The organism is Enterobacter sp. NFIX58, from assembly GCF_900110475.1.
In the GTDB taxonomy this organism is placed as follows: Bacteria; Pseudomonadota; Gammaproteobacteria; order Enterobacterales; family Enterobacteriaceae; genus Enterobacter; species Enterobacter quasiroggenkampii.
Genome location: NZ_FODW01000001.1, coordinates 129,611 through 147,884, shown reverse-complemented (window position 1 = coordinate 147,884; position 18,274 = coordinate 129,611). Strand labels below are relative to the sequence as shown.

The 18,274-nt window shown below is 58.3% G+C and carries 16 protein-coding genes; all 16 read right to left on the bottom strand.

Annotation, left to right across the window (positions count from 1 at the left end):
* Positions 1 to 7: 7 nt before the first annotated feature.
* The 16 genes from tssG to tssM all read right to left on the bottom strand — a co-directional run bounded on the left by tssG (position 8) and on the right by tssM (position 18,271).
* The gene (tssG, locus tag BMW97_RS00715; protein WP_045908274.1) at positions 8 to 1,051 is read right to left on the bottom strand and encodes a type VI secretion system baseplate subunit TssG; all 1,044 of its coding nucleotides are present in this window, start codon (positions 1,049 to 1,051) and stop codon (positions 8 to 10) included.
* Entirely contained in the window at positions 1,048 to 2,919 is a 1,872-nt protein-coding gene (gene tssF / locus BMW97_RS00710; RefSeq protein ID WP_045908273.1) for a type VI secretion system baseplate subunit TssF, read from the bottom strand. The genes tssG and tssF overlap by 4 nt, the downstream gene beginning before the upstream one ends.
* Positions 2,920 to 2,921: 2 nt before the next feature.
* Positions 2,922 to 3,485: a type VI secretion system baseplate subunit TssE gene (tssE, locus tag BMW97_RS00705; protein ID WP_024909842.1), complete on the bottom strand. Its 564-nt coding sequence runs from the start codon at positions 3,483 to 3,485 to the stop codon at positions 2,922 to 2,924.
* Complete coding sequence (locus tag BMW97_RS00700; RefSeq protein ID WP_090392341.1) at positions 3,478 to 4,290, bottom strand: type VI secretion system accessory protein TagJ; 813 nt, start codon at positions 4,288 to 4,290, stop codon at positions 3,478 to 3,480. The genes tssE and BMW97_RS00700 overlap by 8 nt, the downstream gene beginning before the upstream one ends.
* A 9-nt stretch (positions 4,291 to 4,299) precedes the next feature.
* Positions 4,300 to 5,298, bottom strand: coding sequence for a hypothetical protein (locus tag BMW97_RS00695; protein ID WP_045908270.1), 999 nt, complete (start codon positions 5,296 to 5,298; stop codon positions 4,300 to 4,302).
* Positions 5,299 to 5,314: 16 nt separating this feature from the next.
* A complete protein-coding gene (locus tag BMW97_RS00690) occupies positions 5,315 to 6,112 on the bottom strand; it encodes a PP2C family protein-serine/threonine phosphatase (RefSeq protein ID WP_008502637.1) in 798 nt (265 codons plus the stop codon).
* Positions 6,109 to 7,872 (bottom strand): type VI secretion system-associated FHA domain protein TagH, encoded by a 1,764-nt coding sequence (gene tagH / locus BMW97_RS00685; RefSeq protein ID WP_045908269.1) that lies wholly within the window; start codon positions 7,870 to 7,872, stop codon positions 6,109 to 6,111. Before tagH ends, BMW97_RS00690 begins: the two co-directional genes overlap by 4 nt.
* Before the next feature lie 86 nt (positions 7,873 to 7,958).
* Positions 7,959 to 8,312: a T6SS amidase immunity protein Tai4 family protein gene (locus BMW97_RS00680; protein WP_045908268.1), complete on the bottom strand. Its 354-nt coding sequence runs from the start codon at positions 8,310 to 8,312 to the stop codon at positions 7,959 to 7,961.
* Positions 8,309 to 8,800 (bottom strand): type VI secretion system amidase effector protein Tae4, encoded by a 492-nt coding sequence (locus BMW97_RS00675; RefSeq protein ID WP_032645536.1) that lies wholly within the window; start codon positions 8,798 to 8,800, stop codon positions 8,309 to 8,311. The genes BMW97_RS00680 and BMW97_RS00675 overlap by 4 nt, the downstream gene beginning before the upstream one ends.
* Before the next feature lie 58 nt (positions 8,801 to 8,858).
* Positions 8,859 to 9,341, bottom strand: coding sequence for an Hcp family type VI secretion system effector (locus BMW97_RS00670; protein WP_008502640.1), 483 nt, complete (start codon positions 9,339 to 9,341; stop codon positions 8,859 to 8,861).
* Positions 9,342 to 10,022: 681 nt separating this feature from the next.
* Entirely contained in the window at positions 10,023 to 10,688 is a 666-nt protein-coding gene (locus BMW97_RS00655; RefSeq protein ID WP_025913122.1) for a hypothetical protein, read from the bottom strand.
* A gap of 98 nt (positions 10,689 to 10,786) precedes the next feature.
* Positions 10,787 to 12,286: a type VI secretion system contractile sheath large subunit gene (tssC, locus tag BMW97_RS00650; protein WP_021240385.1), complete on the bottom strand. Its 1,500-nt coding sequence runs from the start codon at positions 12,284 to 12,286 to the stop codon at positions 10,787 to 10,789.
* Between the two features lie 3 nt (positions 12,287 to 12,289).
* Positions 12,290 to 12,814 (bottom strand): type VI secretion system contractile sheath small subunit, encoded by a 525-nt coding sequence (gene tssB / locus BMW97_RS00645; protein WP_008502644.1) that lies wholly within the window; start codon positions 12,812 to 12,814, stop codon positions 12,290 to 12,292.
* Positions 12,815 to 12,889: 75 nt separating this feature from the next.
* A complete protein-coding gene (tssA, locus tag BMW97_RS00640) occupies positions 12,890 to 13,906 on the bottom strand; it encodes a type VI secretion system protein TssA (RefSeq protein WP_045908266.1) in 1,017 nt (338 codons plus the stop codon).
* A gap of 11 nt (positions 13,907 to 13,917) precedes the next feature.
* Positions 13,918 to 14,634: a type VI secretion system-associated protein TagF gene (gene tagF, locus BMW97_RS00635; protein WP_045908265.1), complete on the bottom strand. Its 717-nt coding sequence runs from the start codon at positions 14,632 to 14,634 to the stop codon at positions 13,918 to 13,920.
* 16 nt (positions 14,635 to 14,650) lie between these two features.
* Entirely contained in the window at positions 14,651 to 18,271 is a 3,621-nt protein-coding gene (tssM, locus tag BMW97_RS00630; RefSeq protein WP_045908264.1) for a type VI secretion system membrane subunit TssM, read from the bottom strand.
* Positions 18,272 to 18,274: the final 3 nt, after the last annotated feature.

Below are 18,274 nucleotides of genomic sequence, written 5' to 3'. Positions count from 1 at the left end.
GGAAGGATTACCGCTCTGCGCGATACACCAGATCGCCGCGCGGGACAGGCTGCGGCTGAAGGCCCAGCCAGGTGTTATAGCCTAATCGCGCATGACCGCCGAGCGTGGCGCCCAGCACCGCGTCTGCGTGCAGGATCACCCGCGTTTCCCATTCAAACTCCACTCCGGCGTACTGACGCACCCAGTCGCGCAGTTCGGTGACCCACGCTTCACCCGGCAGAAAGCGGTTGTACTCCTCCGCGCTCAGCGGGCCAATCTCGATGCGAAACTTATGCTGCACGTCGCGGACGGCGACGCCGAGAAAGGCGGACTCACCCATGCGCGGCATGCGGCGTCCTGCTCCCAGCTGCGCCTGCTCGCGCGTGGAGAGCGGCATCCACTGCGGCACGTTGCTGACCAGTTTGACCGGCGCCTTAAAATAGCTGCGCAGGATCTTCTCCAGCCCCTCCGGATCCCGCCCGTGACGGGTCAGGTGCCCGGCGTGGGTAAAGCGCGCGTGTGAGCTCAGGCTGCCGTTGTCCATCTGACCCGGCTGGCCCATACCAATCAGCGACGCCAGATAGCCCTCAAAGCGCTTGTTATCGGCGCGGTCCAGCGAGACGGTGGGCTGCGCATCCGCCCAGGCGCGGTAAAACAGCAGCGCCAGACGATGGTGGAACAGATCGGCAAACGCGCTCAGGCTGGTGTCCTGATGATGATAAATACGCTCGCGGGCGTACTCGGTCATGTGGACCGGCAGCGGGCCGTTCGGGCCAAACAGGCCGAAGCTGAGGATAGACACCTCATGCAGCCCGCTCTCTTCCCGCTGACGCACCCTGGCCAGCGTCGACGGGGCAAAACTCATCGACGGCTGCTGGCCGATGCGCAGCGGTTCAAATTTTGGCAGCGGCGCGCGGCCCAGCGGGTAGCGCTCGCCGCCCTGGGCATCAATGCGCCTTAACAGCTGAAACAGATCGTAGCGCCAGGGCGTCTCACGGACGCCGTGCCAGAACGCGTCCGGCAGCTTCGTCAGGCGATGCACGCGCAGCGGTACAGTGGCGGCGTCACTCATATCAGCGCCCTTTTACCCATGCGCGGCGCCCAGTAGCCAATCTCGCCTCGCTGCTGACTCTTCAGGGTGAACTCGGTGAAGCTGTTGATGGAGACCAGGCGGGCAAAAAGACGCTCCATCACGCTGCCGAAGAGCCACGGACTGGCCCCCGAAAAGGCTCGCTCATCCACCGTCAGGGTAATGCCGATCCCGCGGGCGAACACCACCGGGCCGGGTTCAGGCACGCGGCGGTGAACCGGCTCCAGCACGCAGTGACGAACGCCTTCCACCTGGCGCGCAACGGGCGTTTCGGCCAGGTTGGCGTACAGTCCTAACAGCTGGCGCAGCGCGGCAGCCCCCTCCTCATTGTCACTGTCCATCAGGCTGAGGTAGTTCATCTGCAGCTGGCTGATAAGCCGCCAGGTGCTGAACCCTTCCGCCAGCGCCGGACGCGGTGGCGTCGGGCCTTTACGCAGCGTGAGGGATTTCACCGGCATGGAGTCCGCCATAATGAACTGCCCGAGCTCCTGCTGCAGCATCAGCGGCAGGTCGCGGCTGGTGCAGAGCACCTCGGCAGAGATATAGCGCAGGTTTTCCTGCCAGGGGGCGTGCTGTTCATCCACCAGCGAAACAAAGACCTCCGAGCCGATATAGCCGGTACGGGTGCCGTAGCGCAGGGCATGCTCGGACAGCACGCGCTGTTCACGGCGCAGGGAAAAATAGGCTCCGTAGTTGCCCGCATCACCGCTCCAGGTACTCCAGAACGGGCGAAACGTCTGGTCATCGCGTTGACCATCCGCGCTGCCATAGATTTTTTTGACCGCGTAAATCTCATAATCCAGCGGACGGATGTTATCGACCACCAGATGGTATTCATGCTGGCCTTCATTCAGCTTCTGACGCGCCGCGACCTTTGGGAACAGGTTGATGACCGGGGTGCAGTGCAGCGCCAGGTGGCTGGCATCGACCACGCGCTCCAGCTGTTCATCCGACTTATCCAGCAAAATGAAGATGTCGAAGGCTTTTTCGCCTTCACAGCGCTGGATCAGCGTGCTCAGGCCGCTGAGGCTAATGAAGCGGAAACGGGCCGGAAAGGCGAAATACTCCTGCAGCAGACGATAGCCGTCAAAGTTGCGCAGATCGTCCGGCAGCAGCGCCTGGTCAGGCTCAAAGCCCTCCTGACGCAGCGCGTCCGACGCCAGCAGCTGTCGCTGCGGCTGCGGGCTGACCGTCTGACAGACGATCCCGGCGTGGTGTTCCATCACCAGCTCCAGCAGCTTCAGCGCCTCGATATCCGGACCGGCGAGGAAAAACTCAAGACGGTCGAAATCCAGGTGCCCGAGATTTTGCGGGCCGTCGCAGGCGATGCGGATCCGCAGGGCGCTGCCGATCCCCCGCTGACTCAGACCCAGCTGTGCGAGCGGCAAATCGGCGGGGACACCGCCCAGCTCGACCTTGTCGATTTTCAGCGGCAGCAGGTTGACTTCGTGCGCCGTGGTATAGCTGCAGGTCACGCCGGTTTTTTTCAGCGCCAGGCTGTCCATCATGGTACCGCGCGGCACAATGAATCCCTTGCTCAGGTCGCCCCGGCTGCTGTCGGGCTGAATCTCCGCAATCGCCATCGACGGCGTGGGCGCAAGATAGTTTGGCGCAATCATCTCCAGCAGACGCTGGGAGAAGCGCGGAAACTCCGCGTCCATTTTCATCTGCACGCGGGAGGTCAGGAAGGCGAACCCTTCCATCAGGCGTTCGGTATACGGGTCCGCCACGTCGATGCCGCGCATGCCCAGCCGTCCGGCGACTTTAGGGTAGCGTTCGGCAAACTCGGCCCCCATTTCGCGCAGGTAGGCCAGCTCACGGTTGTAGTATTCGAGCAGTTTACTTTCCATGATTACCCCGCATCTTTCAGTTCAAAATGGCCGTTTTCCAGATCGACATCGGTACGAAACAGAAACTCCAGCGGGTACGGCACACACCATAAACGCCCTTTTATCTCGATGGAGAGCACGTTGTGCAGATCCAGCGAGGAGGTATCCGACACGCAGCGGACCTGCAGCCCCTGCGGCAAAATGCGTGGTTCAAAATTAATGATGGCCTCGGTGAGCTTGCGCTGAATGTCGTGCCATTCGATGTCCGACATTCTTTTTCCGGCCAGCGGCGCGACGCCGAAGTTAACCACCGAGCGGCTCACGTGCGGTAACGCGCTCAAATCACCGGAGGCATCGTGGTTGATGGTATTAAACAGCCACTGCAGATCCCGCAGCACATTGCGACGCAGGGCGGCGTGGGTGATCAGATTGCTGTTGGCCGACTCGCGCTTTTTTTCCGGATCGTTATCGGTGAGGCGATCGAGCAGCGAAGGCTGCATTTTGTCGCGCGCCCCCACCTTCTCCTGCTTGCTGCGGGCTTGCCAGCCGCTGCGCAGCAGATCGCCTTCGCCAGCGGGATTACTCATCGGCTCCATCCGTCGCGAACGTCACGAGGCTCAAGGACAGCAGCGGGCTTTCGCTTTGCTCGCTCAGCCAGGCCTTCTGGCCCTGGCCTTCATACAGCGTGCCGTCAGTGTCGAGCGGGTGCCAGTCGGTGGTGCGGCCCAGTTTGACCGCATCAGAGGCATCGGCTGCAAACGGGTAACGCGCCGGGATCTGACACACCTGTTCCGTTCCGTCGGTCAGGCGCACCAGCGCGTGACGCCAGACCAGATCGGTGACGCTGGCAGGCGCCTGGAAACGGATCTCCGCGATAGCGTTAAACGGCAGCCAGAAATAGCGGCCGTTGACGATGGTTTCGCACACCGGGCCGAGCCGGGCATCGCCGTCCATCAGCCACTCAAAGGCCAGCGTCTCCTCGTTTTCAAGGGTGACACTACCAGGGTTTGCCTGCGCCTGTTCAAGGGCTTCCAGACGCAGCGCCTGCGCGCGCTCGCCCTCCTCGCTCAGCGCCGCGGCAAGGGTGGTCAGCCACGGCCACTGGGTTTCAAGCATCGCCGGACGCGCCTGTCCCGCCATCACCTGCGCGCGCTGCAGCTCGCCCTGAATGGACTGCTCCAGCAGCGTGACGGTGGGCTTCGCCTGCGGCTTCAGCGCCAGCCAGCTTTTTAGCTGGGTCAGGGCACGCGTCCAGTTGCCGCTCAGGGTTAAAAACTGCACGAACGCGGCGCGGAGGTCGGCATCTGCCGGACGGGCTTTGATTTCTGCTTCCAGACGCGCGAGCGCGTCGTTAAGCGACTCACCCGCCAGGTGTTGATAGAGCGTATTCATTGCCATTCCTTAATTTGCCGCGCGCCATGCGCCGACGGCCGGATCGCGCAGCTGAGGACGCAGGGTGTCAATCAGAACGATATTCAGCGGGGTACCGGGTGCCACCCAGGCGCTCCAGGTTTTTTTCACCGCCGCGATACGCGCCTGCAGTTTTGCATCATCGCTGGCGGTTTCACGGGAAATCTCCACCGCGACCGTGCCGTTGCTCTTCCAGCTGTTCAGGGCGTTATCGTAAGGCAGGATCATCCAGCTCTGGTCGCTGTTTGGAGTGCTGAATACCATGCGCTCTTTGTTGACGGAGGTGATCAGCGCGTTTTCCGGGTCGGCGCTTTGATTCAGCCCGGTGACCGGGAAGCCATGAATGTATGTCACCGCCATCTCTTTCTGCCCGCCGTTGCGGGACTGCGACACAACGGTGTGTCCGCTCAGCCAACTGCCGTTCCCGCAGCGGGTGGTGTCAGAATCGGGAATAAAGAGCGCCGGTGCAGAAGCGCCCCCTTCCCAGAAGGTGCGCAGGTGGCAGCCGTCCTGAAGCGTAAACTCCTGCCACGGTGTACGGTCGGCGGCAACGGTGCGGGAAGCCACGTTCTGATCGGGCGGCAGTAACGCGCCGCTGGCTGGGGTGGCGGTGACGGTCGCGGCAGACGCGGCCTGCTCCTGTTTCACCACCAGCGCCCAGTCCTGCGCTTTGCCAGCCGAGCCCTGCGCCAGCGTGGTACCCGCCGGATCGTTGAGCGTCCAGCTGAGTTTATTCACTTTGCTGCACTGGTGTTCCAGCAGTGAGCCAAGACGCGGCACAAAGTTCTCCAGCACGGAGACATCTTTCTTGCCGTTTGCCACAATACGCAGCGCCACCTCAGGCTTACACCAGCTCTGCGGCGTATTGTCTTTGATGTTGTCGATCCAGATATCCAGCTTCTGCGCAGGAGACTGCACGATGCGGAAATTTTCAGCCTGCGCGGTGGAGGTCGCCGCCAGAAGTGCCAAACCCGATAGCCAAAGTTTCATATCGTTCCTTGTGTGTCTAATCAGTTCCGCAGGGAAGAAATTGTGCTGCGTCAGAGAGGGTGTGCAGCAAAGTGGTGTCCTGAGGGTTGCCCATCCATACCGCCAGGGCAGTATAGTTATCCTGAGCATTCCCCTCCTGCTCGCCATTCTTTTGAATGATTTGGTTCATTAAGGTCAGCCACTCCTGCGGCGTATTCACCATGTGCAGCGACTGCTTCATTTGCTCTTCGCTGACGCCGTGCCAGAATCCGTCGGTGCAGAGTAAGAATGCATCGCCGTCTTCAACCTGTACCACGTCGCTGTAGCTCGCTTCCGGCCCGCCGTTTTCAATCCCGAGCGCCAGATAGAGCAGATTGCTGTTCAGGTTGTCGGTCTGGTGTCCGGCATCTTTCATCTGCTGCACCAGGCTGTGGTCGGTGGTCACATGCCACAGCCATCCGCGGCGGAACAGGTACAGGCGGCTGTCTCCGGCATGCGCCCAGTAGGCCAGCCCGTAATCACGGTCAATGAACAGGCTGACCAGCGTCGTGCCCATCCGGCGATAGTCCTGAACGGCCTGCTGTTCGCTGAGAATGGTGCGATTCGCCGTCTGCACGTAGTCGCGGATGTGCTGCGCATTAAGATGTTTGTCGCCATCGAAGCGGGAGATAATGCTGTTGCGGGCCAGCGCGGCGGCCACCTCGCCGCCCGGCAGCCCCGCGATGCCGTCGCAGACGACAAAGCAGGCTGAACGTTCCCCTATGGTTTCTCCCGTCTGATCCTGGTTGCTGGCGCGCGTCCCCTGGCGGGAGAGAGAAGCCGTTGCGATATTCATTTGTCTTCCGATCCGCTCTGTGAGTCTTTGTACTGATTGACCTCCATGTCATACGCATGAAGGAAGGCTTCGCCGAACAGGGTGTGGAAGTCGTCCTCAATCTCGCCCGCCGTCTCGCCATAGCTGCGAACAAAGTAGTCCCACAGGGCGGCTTTGCGGCTGCCCGGCAGCGCCAGACGCGAGGTCATGCCGTTCTGTTTCGCCTGCTCTTCCAGCTGCTCCGGGTTAAAGGACTGCAGCATCGCGGCAATGATGGCGCGGATGCCGGAGATCATACCCAGCTGGTGCGCCTGCAGATCGATCAGCGCGTCGCGCACGGATTTGGTTGGTGGCATAAAGCCCGGCATCGGGGTGCCGAACATTTGGATTAATACGGTTTTGCCGGTCGGCAACAGCTTGAACGGGTTGTTGGCATCGTCCAGCACCATGGTCATGTCGGCTTTTACGCCGCGCTTGAGAATGGAGCGCGAGGAGAGCAGCGCCACGGTCCCCTGAGAGAACATACCGAGGATCTGCCCCAGCTGACGCATATTTTCACGGTCAAACTGCGGAACGGGCTGCATTTCGCTCAGCCCCATCCCCTCCAGCAGCGCCTCCAGCAGCTCGCCCTGCAGCACTTCACCCTTCTCACCGCTGTTTGCCGTGGCGGTTGGGGCGGCAGCGTTATTGACCGGGTCGATGCGCAGGCGGCCCTTCGGGGCCTGCGCGCTGCTGCGCGCAACGGCCTGCGGCGTAGGCATGGTGAAGCCTGCGTAATCCGGTCGCGCGGGTTCTTCTTCAGCACGCGGTTCTTCCTGCGGCTCAGGGGCGAACAGCGGGGAATCGGCCAGGACGTCCTCTTCCTGCTCAGGTTCCGGCACGGGGGCAGGCTTCTCGTTGATAATGTCATCCGGATGGGTTAACGGCGCGCCGCCCATCAGCCCGAGCGGGTCGTCATTGCGCGCGGCTGGCGCGCTGGCTTTACCGCCAAACAGGGCCAGCGGATCGAGCTCGTCCGTCGCCTCTTCTTCTGGCTTAACGGGGCTCGTCTCGCCCGGCGGCACCAGGGTTGACGGGGTGACGTCGTCAAAAATACTCTCTTTTTTGAACAACGCTTCATCGCTGAACAGCGTATCCGGATCGACATGCTTACGCTCGAGCGTCGGATCGCTGTCGTTGAACATCGCCAGCGGATCTTCGGCGTTACGCTCCGGAGCCGCAGGCTGGGAGAACGGATCGTGCGATGCAGCAGGCTGCGGCTTTGTGCGGTTACTGGAGATGCTGTCGGAGATGGAGAACTCCTGCATCAGGCTATCCCAGATCTCCGTTGGCACGGCGGTCGGCTCGGTTTTCCCGCGCGGTGCGGCATTCGCCGGTTTCGGCTGCTGCGCTGGCGCAGGGGCGACCGTCGGACGCGCCTGCTGGTGCAGGCTGGCCGCCATGCGGCTTACGGGCTGCGTATCGTGGATCAGTTCGGTCACTTCAATACGGTAGTCATCAATACCGAGAATATCGCCATCCTGCAGCTCAACCTGACGTCCCCGCTCCAGCGGAATGTCATTTAATACCACGCGGGTGACGCTGCCACGGTTGGTCACGCGGCATTCGCCCTGGGCGTCAACGTGAACAATGGCCTGCAGACGAGAGATGGTGCGGTCATTGTCCGGCAACACCAGATTGTTATCCGTACCGCGCCCAATGGTGCCGCCCGGGGCGTAAAAATCACAGCTGCTTTGCGGCGGCTGATGACCGGGTTTCGTAGAAATAATCGTGAATCGCATGGCGTATTCCTGCTGGTATGATTAGCGCTCAAACGCTGCCGCTCTCGGAGCGAGAACGGCGGCGTTTGGGGGCGATTCCATTGGTTCTATTTTGCGGTTTTGAGCGGACGAATCGCGTCGCTGTTGGCGATTAAGCTGCACTTTAAAACCTGATATTGACCCGGTTCGGTACCACCTACTTTCTCTTTCAGTAAAGAAACAATCACCTTGTCAGCTTTCTCAAAATTCTCAGCAGGGAGATTGCTTGCTTCCAGCCATGCGGCCGCACTGGCCTCTGCATCATCTTTAAGACTTTTACTGTCCGCAATCTTACTGATGCATCGATTTTGCACCCAGTTTTCAAAGATTTGTTGCTGAGAAAAAGCGCTAACATCAGGCAGGGTTTGGGCATAAACAGCAGGGGCATTTATAGCCAGGATCAGCAGTAACAAACGTTTCATTTCAGGCTCCAGAATGTTGCGTTGGTCGGAATAAATGAACCATTACCCGGTGAGCCCAGAAAATGGCAATCATCAGAGCAAATATTTCCATTCCAGAGTGTGACATGCCCGGTAGCGTCGCTCCAGCCGTGCCCGGTGAAGATGATAATGCCCTGTTTGCCTGCAAATTGCGCAGGAGTGGGAGAAGAGACAGACATATCGGCATTACCCAGTACCGTGGGTAGAAATGCAATCATATCTTTAACGCGGAACATATAGCGCTTTTTGTCGTTTCCGGTCACTGTCGCATATTTACTGTTAGAAGGAATCGGAATGCCACAGTAATTTAAAACGTAGCTCATACGAATTGGGCAGGCATTTTTAAAAATACCGGCGTCGATATTATGCTGAACTTTTCCACCCAACAATTTTCCAACCTGTTCTACGCTTACGTTCACTTCTCTGAATCTGTTCCAGGCGGCACCAAAAGCAGGACGCATTTGAGACATCTTGTTTCTCCTTGATAAGAAGCTCCGGATAAAGTGAGCCCTTTCGGGCCCACTATTATTACGCTTCTTTGTTCTCTTTGATGTTCCAGCCAGCGCTGCTTTCAGCACCTTTACCACCCGACGTGGTCTGCTCCCAGTACTGCTGTTTCACTTTCGCAGCCTGGAATGCGTAGGTCACACCAACGGTATCGCCGTTGTCTGCACCGGTGTACTGAACAGAGGTCACCAGCACATCTTCCAGCGTGATGCGGGAGTATTCCACCTGCTGGCCGCCCGCTTTACAAACGGACAGTTCAACTTTAGTCAGGTGTTTACCGCTTGCGCAGTGTTTCAGGATAGCGGTGGTGGATTTGTCGATCAGCGCGTTAACGTGCAGGTCGTTAAAGTTAACTTTACCGGCACCGCCGCCACCGCCAACGCTCATATTACCTGGCTGGGAAGCGCCCCAGGAGAAGGAGGTAATATCAGTCCAGCCGGTGTGGTTAGAATCTTTAGATTCGCCCGTAACACCCTCGACCTTCAGAAACATATCAATAGCCATAATATCTACTCTTCGTGGATGAAAATTATTGCTTTCGAAAAAGCACTTATATGGCAAACAGGAAAGCATGGGGCTGAATAAAACCGTCCATATTTTACCTCTGCCTCTAGCCTGACGAATTCGTACTTCGTACAGACTCTTCAGAGTGCCTGCAATTGCAACCACCCTAAATTTTGTTAGTTACACTTCATGGTAACTAAGCGCTAGACAATCATTCACTGTATCATCTAGAATATTTTCAATCGTCTATCATTCATCAAAGGCAACATAACATGAAGAAAATATTGTTATTAATACTTACCATTGTATTTTTAATTATCGCAATTTTCACAACTGTAGATCTTTTTCAGTCCGCCTGGTATGTATTTTCATTAGAAAAAGTCACTACAAGTTCTGCAGGTTTACTTTTTGGAAAATTACTTTTCCTGCTGATCATACTTTTAGCATTTTACTTCTCGCTAAGATTTTTGCGCAAATCAAAGCCTTGATTTTAATTTTTCCGCAAAATAGTAAATAGCGATAGATGCAACTAAGAGAATGATTAATAGAGCGGCATTTATCGTTATTTCCAAGATGGTTACCGACCAATCAAAAACAAAAATATAATAGCCAAGGGTTGAGAAAAAAAGCATAAATGAAACAATAAGCATGAGATAGACTATAACGTACTTTGATGCTCTTTCAAACACGAGTAGCTCCTGCTAAAAACTGACTAAAAATCTCTTTATCTATGGCACCATGACTCTGTTGGAAATTTATAGCTTCAATAAATGGCTTAACATTATCTTCAACGAGAAAATATAACAAATCTAAATCGCCCGCACCACGCAACTCATAGTAAACATTTTTGTTTAATTTTAATAGATCGTATGAGGCATAAACTGAGCGAGAAATTGAAGCCCCCACGCTTAATACACCAGTAAGCCCTGCAGAAACAAGAAATCGCGGCACAATTTTTGAAACGAATAGCGTAATTAATTCATTTACGAAAACCATTTTAAAGGCTATACCACCTACTTGCGACCCACCGACTTTTAGGAGGAGTTCCTTAGATTGTTCTTCAGATAAACCAGACAGATATCGTTTGACCACTGTATTGATTAACCGACGCACATCTTCTGATGTAAGCCCTTTTTTTATTAAAGTTAACAATCTAATTTTATCTGTTTCATTTCGCCACCGATGGTCTGTATCCAGAAAATCTTTTGTTAACATCCATAAGTCTTCTGGAATTGACATAAAACCATCGACCGCGCTGCGAGCGAAAATTTCTGGGCCACTTTGTTTACGCGTATCAAAAATTTTCAGCATGCCATCTGCAATTTCTTTTGGTGAACTCGTTCCCAAAGTTGATTCCTCCTGAGGTTCATGAATGTCGATGGCTTTCTAGATGAATTTTGCCAATGTAGTTTACTTTGCCGGCCCTCCAGGGCCGGCACTCATCATCACGCGTCTTTCGTCTTCAGCGACGGCAGCTTAGAAACCAGACGCAGGGAAACGGTCAGACCTTCCAGTTGGTAGTGAGGACGCAGGAAGAACTTCGCGGCATAGTAGCCTGGGTTGTCCTCAATCTCCTGCACCTGCACTTCCGCAGCTGCCAGCGGTTTACGGGACTTGGTCTCCTGAGAGGAGTTCGCCGGGTCACCGTCGACGTAGTTCATGACCCAGTCGTTCAGCCAGCGTTCCATCTCTTCGCGCTCGCGGAAGGAGCCGATTTTGTCGCGCACGATGCACTTCAGGTAGTGGGCAAAACGGCAGCAGGCGAACAGGTACGGTAGGCGTGATGCCAGGCGCGCGTTAGCGGTCGCATCCGGGTCGTGGTACTCCGCCGGTTTCTGCAGGGACTGCGCGCCGATGAAGGCGGCAAAGTCGGAGTTTTTACGGTGAACCAGCGGCATAAAGCCGTTTTTCGCCAGCTCGGCTTCACGACGATCGCTGATGGCGATCTCGGTCGGGCATTTCATATCCACGCCGCCGTCATCGCTCGGGAAGGTGTGGCACGGCAGGTTTTCCACCGCCCCGCCGGACTCCACGCCGCGAATCGAGGTGCACCAGCCGTACTCTTTGAAGGAGCGGTTGATGTTGGCGGCCATCGCATAGGCCGCGTTCGCCCAGGAGTAGCTGTTGTGGTTCGCGCCGTCGGTCTGCTCTTCAAAGTCAAAGCTGTCCACCGGGTTGGTGCGAATGCCATACGGCAGGCGCGACAGGAAGCGCGGCATCACCAGGCCCAGATAGCGGGCATCTTCCGATTCACGCAGTGAACGCCAGGCGGCGTATTCGGTGTTCTGGAAGATCTTGGTCAGGTCGCGCGGGTTGGCCAGCTCCTGCCAGGACTCCATCTGCATCACGCCCGGTGCGGTACCGGTAATGAACGGACAGTGCGCTGCAGAACCGATGCGCGCCATTTCGCCCAGCAGCTCAACGTCCTGCGGGCTGTGGTCGAAGTAGTAGTCGCCGACGATGCAGCCAAACGGCTCGCCGCCGAACTGACCGTACTCCTGCTCGTAGATTTTCTTGAAGATCGGGCTCTGGTCCCAGCCCACGCCCTTGTAGCGCTTCAGGGTGCGGCCAAGCTCCTGCTTGGAGATGCTCATAAAGCGGATCTTCAGCATCTCGTCGGTTTCAGTGTTGTTCACCAGGTAGCTCAGACCGCGCCAGGCGCTCTCCAGCTTCTGAAACTCTTCGTGGTGAATGATCTGGTTCACCTGCTGCGACAGCTGCTCATCGATACCGGCAATCAGGTTCTGAATAGTGCGGTAGGTATCGTTCGAGAAGGTGACGGTATTTTCCAGCGCCTGCTGCGCCAGGGTTTTGACCGCGCTTTCTACCGCGGAGCGGGCCTGGTCGGTTTTCGGGCGGAACTCTTTGTTCAGCAGCGCGCTGAATTCATCCTGGCTGAACGCCTGACCCGCCTGCTGCTCGTGTTGTTGAGTCTGGTTGCTCATCGATTATTCCTCGCTACCTTTCGCGCTTTCGTCATTTTTCGGCAACTGGCTCAGGGATTTGAGCAGCGTCGGATCCTGCAGAATTTTTGCGATCAGCTCTTCCGCACCGTTTTTACCGTCCATATAGGTCAGCAGGTTGGAGAGCTGGGTACGCGCTTCCAGCAGCTTGTTCAGCGGCTCAACCTTGCGGGCTACCGCGTCCGGCAGGAAGTCGTCCATGCTGTCGAAGGTCAGATCCACGTTAAGCTTACCTTCGCCCGTCAGGGTGTTATCCACCTGGAACGCCACACGCGGCTTCAGCGCCTTCATGCGTTCGTCAAAGTTGTCGATGTCAATTTCGAGGAATTTACGCTCGTCGACGGCCGGCAGGTTTTCCACCGGTTTGCCGACCAGATCGGCCATAACGCCCATCACAAACGGCAGCTGAATTTTACGTTCTGCACCGTAGATCTCTACGTCATACTCGATCTGCACGCGGGGGGCACGGTTACGTGCGATGAATTTCTGCCCACTGTTACTCATTGCCATGATGTTCTCCATCAAAGATGCGCGGTGAAGGTGAAACGCCAGGCTCCATGCCTGACGTCATAATGCCTGGACGCGCTATTCGCGGCGCCCAAAGATGTTTTCCAGTTGGTTAACGCCGTCTGGCGCCAGGTCGCGAATAATGTCCATAAAGTTAAGTTCTGACAGCCGCTGCACCCGTTCAATCATCAACGGTGCGGGGTGGCTCGGTTCGTACTGTGCAAAATACTGCTTCGCTTTTTCCAGCATCAGCTGGGCGTCGGCGCGGCTGGTGACCTGCACGCTGCGCCAGTCGGTCACCGGCTGAACGGGCTGCGTTGCCGCTGATGGCGGCTCCGCCTGTAGTTCTGCCTGCGCCTCACGGTTCGGCAGCAGCTTGCTGATGTCGGTCACCTGACAGGCACTGGCCACCAGCCCCACGGTTTTCAACAACTGCTCCATCTCGGGCACGCCGCTTTCACCGAGATGACCGGTGAGCAGCTCGCGAATCGCCAGCAGCCGTTCGTTGATGACGATAACCGCTGCGGTTCCCGGCTGGTCGCCGCGGGCCAGCTCGTCAATCAGCCGTGGACGGCCGCCTGGATAGTCGGGACACTCCGTCTTACTGCCGTCCAGCAGGGCCTGGGCATCCCGCAGCGAAATTTCATCGCCGTTTGAACGCAGCAGCGAGGCGTTACGCACGGCGACGGTGAGGTCAGACTTATCGCTCAGCCCTGCCAGGGCGTTAATGCGGTAGAACGGATCGGTTTCGCCATACTCTTCCAGCAGCGGATAGAGCGGCTCCCAGTAACGGGCGATCGCCTCCTGCACCAGCAGTAATCCGTCCGCGTAGCCCGCCAGCCCGCGACGGCGGGTCCAGGCATGGGTTAACGCCAGCAGGACGCGAAGATCTTTGGTGCGGGTCAGCAGGCTGGTGGCGTATTTTTCGACCGTGTTCCAGTCAGCAGGCTCCGCCGGGATAATGGTGTCGCCAAACTGCTGTTCCGCTTTCCCAAGGCTTGCCTGGTTCATCGCCTGAAAGTCGGCGTCATATTCCAGGTTTTCGCCGCAGGGCTTGTCGGCGCTTATCGGCGCGAGAAATTCTTCGATATTCATGAGATCCCTGCTTATTCAAACATAGGCGGATAGAGACCGTGACGGCCCGGACGGGCGCCCCCTGCCGGATCGAACAGCAGGGTGAAAAGCTGCCCGGTGAAGTTACCGCTGTGCACGTGGGTGTACAGCGGGTAACCGTCGCAGCGGTTGGTCCACCAGTAGCTGGTCTGACGCAGCGGATCAAAACACTCTGCCGCCTGCGGCCAGCCCAGCGTGCTCTGACCGTCCTCGTCATAGCCAATCACATCCAGGATGTCGGAGCGCTTTTGCGGCTCGACCGGCTGCGGCGCCGGAATGGTCATCAGCATCTCATCCAGCTGCGAGGCGGAAAAACTGTTGCGCACCGCGTGCAGCCCCAGGCGCCCAATCTGCTGATACCAGCTTTCGGCCTGGCTGAGCAGGCTGGTCGACCATTCTGACGGCGCGAAGCTTAGCTGAAGGCAAACCGGGTATTGTCGGCCAACGCTGTCGCGGCCGGGCAGCAGACAGCCCATCTGGATCATCTGGCTGCCCAGCATGGGCGGTACCACAAAATTCCAGACTGGCGCTTTCTGAAACGGGCGCTCGCCACTGCGCTGCTCTTCCTGCTGCCAGGCCAGCAGACCGACCTGGAACCAGTGCGACCACTGGCGCTGTAAGGTGTCAGGAAAGCGACGCTGCAAAAAATCTCCGGCGCTGGGTAACTTGCCATACCAGCTGTAGCGGTTCATCGCAGGGGTATTCGTCATACGGCTGTCCTTGCGGTTATGGGCATGTGAAACGGGGAAGCTGGAACGGGTTACGAATGCTGTTCGGCGCAAACTCCAGCGTGACCTGATGTCCGTCGACGTTGAAGGTGGCCTGACGGCTCAGGCTACCCGTACCCGGGCTGGTGCTCGCTTTATCGAAAAAGCGGTTCAGCGCCCAGGCGCCGTTGGTGACCAGCGTCGCCGTACTGCCGTTCGCCAGCCCCAGCTGCATACGGACCTGGTTGGTGCCGCCCGGCCCCGGCCAGTTCATGATCTGCACGGCCTGCGGGCCGTGGCTGTAGCGCAGCAGCTGACCGTCAACATCCAGGGTCAGGTTCAGAATGGTGTTATCCATTCGCACGGTGCGAACCGTCACCTTGAAAGACGGCGTGGTTGCGCCGTTAGCAAAGAAGGCGTCGCGAATCGACTGGGCCTGCTGGAACGGTCTCAGCAGCCCTTCGCTTCCCGGCAGCGTTTTCCCGTCAATGCCCGGCATAAAGCGCCAGTTGGCCTGCGTGGTATCCACCTTGTTGGTCAGATTGTCGCGGAAGAAGGCGTCCATCAGCCCGGTTCCCGGCGCAAACATGCGCGCGAGATCGTCCGGCGTCACCTCGGTGCTGGCGCTGCGCACCAGCGGGTAGCGACCGGCAATTGCCTGACGGCAGAAACCACCCACTTCAACGTTAATGCGCTTACGTACGTTTTCCAGGTCACGGCGCTGGGTGTCACTGCTGGCGCCTACCGCCATGTTGCTGAACATGGTTTGCAGCCCGCCCGGCAGACGACCGGCGCTGGCCTGCAGACGGCTGATCGCCTCCCCGCCCGGCGCAGGCATGCCGCTGTTGGCCGCATCCTGAACGGCGGTCAGGTAGCGATAGAGTTCATCCACCTGCTTGAGAAAATCATCAAACACGATGGTCTTCCCGCCCTTCTCCAGCGGCTGCGCCAGCTCAATCATCGGCGCATAGTGGTCGGTCACCAGCTGTTCCGGTGCCTGCGTAACCACCGCGGCCTGCGTCGGCGCAGCATCGTTGTTGCTGAACAGGGCTTCCAGCGTACGGGTGGCGCGGTTGCTTTGATCCTGCGCTTTACCCGCATCTTCCGGCGCTGGCGCATTGCGTGACAGCGTCAGGACCTGGCTCAGGTTCTGCACCAGACGGCGCAGCGGCGAGTTGGCGCCGGAGAGCAGGCGCGCGGTGTTGATGCGCTGGGAAAGGTCGGCGCTGTTATTGAGCTGGATGTCGGCGAGGAAGCGATCCCAGTTGGCGATAAAGTCGCGCATATAGAGCTGGCGCACGGCGTTATCGATCTGCTGCTTATCTTCCTGCGCGGTGGCGGCCCCCAGTACCCAGGCGTCGTCCTCGTGCAGCGCCGTAGTGACGCTGTCAATCTGGCCGTTAAAGCTTTTCCAGTAGCCGTCCGGCGTATAGAGACCCGGTACGCCCTCGCTCACCGGCTTGCCGCTTTTGCGCGAAAACACCAGCTCGCTCTGCGGTCCGCCAAGTTCGGAAAGGGAGACCGGCTTCAGGTTGTCATCATGTTCCAGCAGGCGCTTGAGGCGGCCATAGACGCGCGTGGAAAGCGGCTGCTGGTTGATCATCGCTCTTTCGCGTGCGACCAGGGATTCGTCCTGCGCGTACGGCGAGGCCTGAATCTTCGGCTCCAGCAGCTGCGTCAGATGCCATTCAAGCTGCTGCAGCTGCGCCTTCGTGACGTTCTGCGGCAGGTTACGCTGCAGGTTGAGCATCACCCATGAATGCAGGAATTTGCCGTCATAGTGTTTCGGCTGATACAGCATCTGATAGGCTTTCAGCGCTTCATAGCTGTATTCCACATCGCTGCCGTTGTCGTTGCGCAGCCAGGTGGTGATGTGCATGGCGACGGCAGGCAGCAGCATCTGATCCAGCGCTTTCTGGTACAGGGACTGGGAGGCGTCGCTAACGTCATCCCCGCGATAAAGCCCCATGCGGCGGGAGATCGGCGGATCGTTCACATCAAAGGCGTCGCTTTTCGGCAGATCCACCAGGCTATTCAGCAGCGGCAGCAGTTCGAACAGGTCACGCTGAGTCTGGTTCTGTAGGGCTTTGCTCTGCTGGTCGAGCAGCGGAACCTTCGCATCCACTTCTTCCAGATAGGCCTTGTTTTTGGCATAGCTGGTGAGCCACAGCCCGCCCAGGATCACGAGCATGGCCAGCAGCGCCGCATAGCCTGACCAGATCACCGCCCGGTTGCGCAGCTCCCACCAGCGGTTTTCCCCGGCGATCCCAGCTTCCTGGAAGATGACGTTTTGCAGCAGGTTCTTGATGAAGAAACTCTGGCCTTTTGCGCCCGGGATTGGCGCTTCTTTGCTGACCGAATCCCAGTTATCGCTCTCTGCCCCTTCCGGCAGCGACAGGGCGCGGTTCAGTTCGCCCATCACGCGGTCGAACGGCATGCCTTCCTGCGTCCCGCTGGCGAAGTAGATCCCGCGCGGGGAGAATTCGGTTTCGAAGTTGGAGCGGGCGAAGACCGTGCTCAGGTAATCCGCCAGCAGCGGACGCAGCGCGGCGAACTCCTGCGGGAAGAGATACGCTTCGGCGCGGGTTTTCGCGTCATGCTCTTTGAGCATGGTTTCCGGCAGCCCGGCGTCGAGGCGCTGCTGCAGCAGAGAAAACTCCTGCTGGAAGTTGCCCATCAGGTCGTAATCGGCGTGTTTAGTTTGTTCCCACGGCAGCGTGAAGCCCCAGATCTGGTCGCGCTGCGCTTTGTCGTAGTCGGCAAACCAGGCGCGGAAGCCTTTAAGCAGGTCGGCCTTGGTCACCATCACGTAGACCGGGAAGCGGATACCCAGCTGTTCATGCAGCTCGGACAGACGCTGACGCAGGTTTACCGCCTGCTGGCGGGACGCCTCGGCTGACTGGGTGAGCAGGTCAGAAATGCTGATGGTGACGATCACGCCGTTGATCGGCTGGCGGCGGCGATACTTACGCAGTAACCCCATAAACTGCAGCCATTCCCCGGCGTCCTGCACCTGCTCGCTCTCCTGGGTGGTATAGCGACCCGCGGTGTCCAGCAGCACGGCCTCGTTGGTGAACCACCAGTCGCAGTTACGCGTGCCGCCAATACCCCGCAGGGCGGTCTTACCGAAACGGTCGGCCAGCGGGAACTGCAGCCCGGAGTTGACCAGCGCAGTGGTTTTACCGGATCCCGGCGCGCCGATAATGACGTACCACGGCAGCTGGTAGAGGTACTGCGTGCTGAAGCGCTGCGTCCACTGGGCGCCCTGTCCCGCCTTGCTGAAGTGCGCTTTTTTCAGCATCTGCGCGGCTTCATCAAAACGGCTGGCGAGGATCTGCTCCTCACTGTTCAGTCGCTTCTGCGGATCCGCCGCTTCCGGGCTGGCGGTATTCTCTTTGAGCTTATCCATCAGCTTGCGGTTCAGCCAGGCGTTGTACAGGCGCGGCAGAATATGGCCCTGCGCCCAGAGCAGGTAGACCACGGCGATGCTGATGATGCGGTTCTGTTCAGATTCAAGCGGTCGGGTGTCCACGATGGACAGCAGCGGTCCAATCATCCAGATCACCGCCGCCAGCGCCGTGACGCCGAGGAAGCTCCACAGAATGCGGTTAGTCAGTATGGAAAGAAGAGTCGTCAGCATTCC

Excerpts from the sequence above, each read along its gene's own strand:
- BMW97_RS00700 (WP_090392341.1), bottom strand. The coding sequence starts at position 4,290 with ATGAATACGCTCTATCAACACCTGGCGGGTGAGTCGCTTAACGACGCG.
- tssB (WP_008502644.1), bottom strand. The coding sequence starts at position 12,814 with ATGGCAATGAGTAACAGTGGGCAGAAATTCATCGCACGTAACCGTGCC.
- BMW97_RS00680 (WP_045908268.1), bottom strand. The coding sequence starts at position 8,312 with ATGAAACGTTTGTTACTGCTGATCCTGGCTATAAATGCCCCTGCTGTT.
- tagF (WP_045908265.1), bottom strand. The coding sequence starts at position 14,634 with ATGACGAATACCCCTGCGATGAACCGCTACAGCTGGTATGGCAAGTTA.
- tssC (WP_021240385.1), bottom strand. The coding sequence starts at position 12,286 with ATGAGCAACCAGACTCAACAACACGAGCAGCAGGCGGGTCAGGCGTTC.
- BMW97_RS00670 (WP_008502640.1), bottom strand. The coding sequence starts at position 9,341 with ATGGCTATTGATATGTTTCTGAAGGTCGAGGGTGTTACGGGCGAATCT.
- BMW97_RS00675 (WP_032645536.1), bottom strand. The coding sequence starts at position 8,800 with ATGTCTCAAATGCGTCCTGCTTTTGGTGCCGCCTGGAACAGATTCAGA.
- tssE (WP_024909842.1), bottom strand. The coding sequence starts at position 3,485 with ATGAGTAATCCCGCTGGCGAAGGCGATCTGCTGCGCAGCGGCTGGCAA.
- tagH (WP_045908269.1), bottom strand. The coding sequence starts at position 7,872 with ATGCGATTCACGATTATTTCTACGAAACCCGGTCATCAGCCGCCGCAA.
- tssF (WP_045908273.1), bottom strand. The coding sequence starts at position 2,919 with ATGGAAAGTAAACTGCTCGAATACTACAACCGTGAGCTGGCCTACCTG.
- tssG (WP_045908274.1), bottom strand. The coding sequence starts at position 1,051 with ATGAGTGACGCCGCCACTGTACCGCTGCGCGTGCATCGCCTGACGAAG.
- BMW97_RS00690 (WP_008502637.1), bottom strand. The coding sequence starts at position 6,112 with ATGAATATCGCAACGGCTTCTCTCTCCCGCCAGGGGACGCGCGCCAGC.
- tssA (WP_045908266.1), bottom strand. The coding sequence starts at position 13,906 with ATGAATATCGAAGAATTTCTCGCGCCGATAAGCGCCGACAAGCCCTGC.
- BMW97_RS00695 (WP_045908270.1), bottom strand. The coding sequence starts at position 5,298 with ATGAAACTTTGGCTATCGGGTTTGGCACTTCTGGCGGCGACCTCCACC.
- tssM (WP_045908264.1), bottom strand. The coding sequence starts at position 18,271 with ATGCTGACGACTCTTCTTTCCATACTGACTAACCGCATTCTGTGGAGC.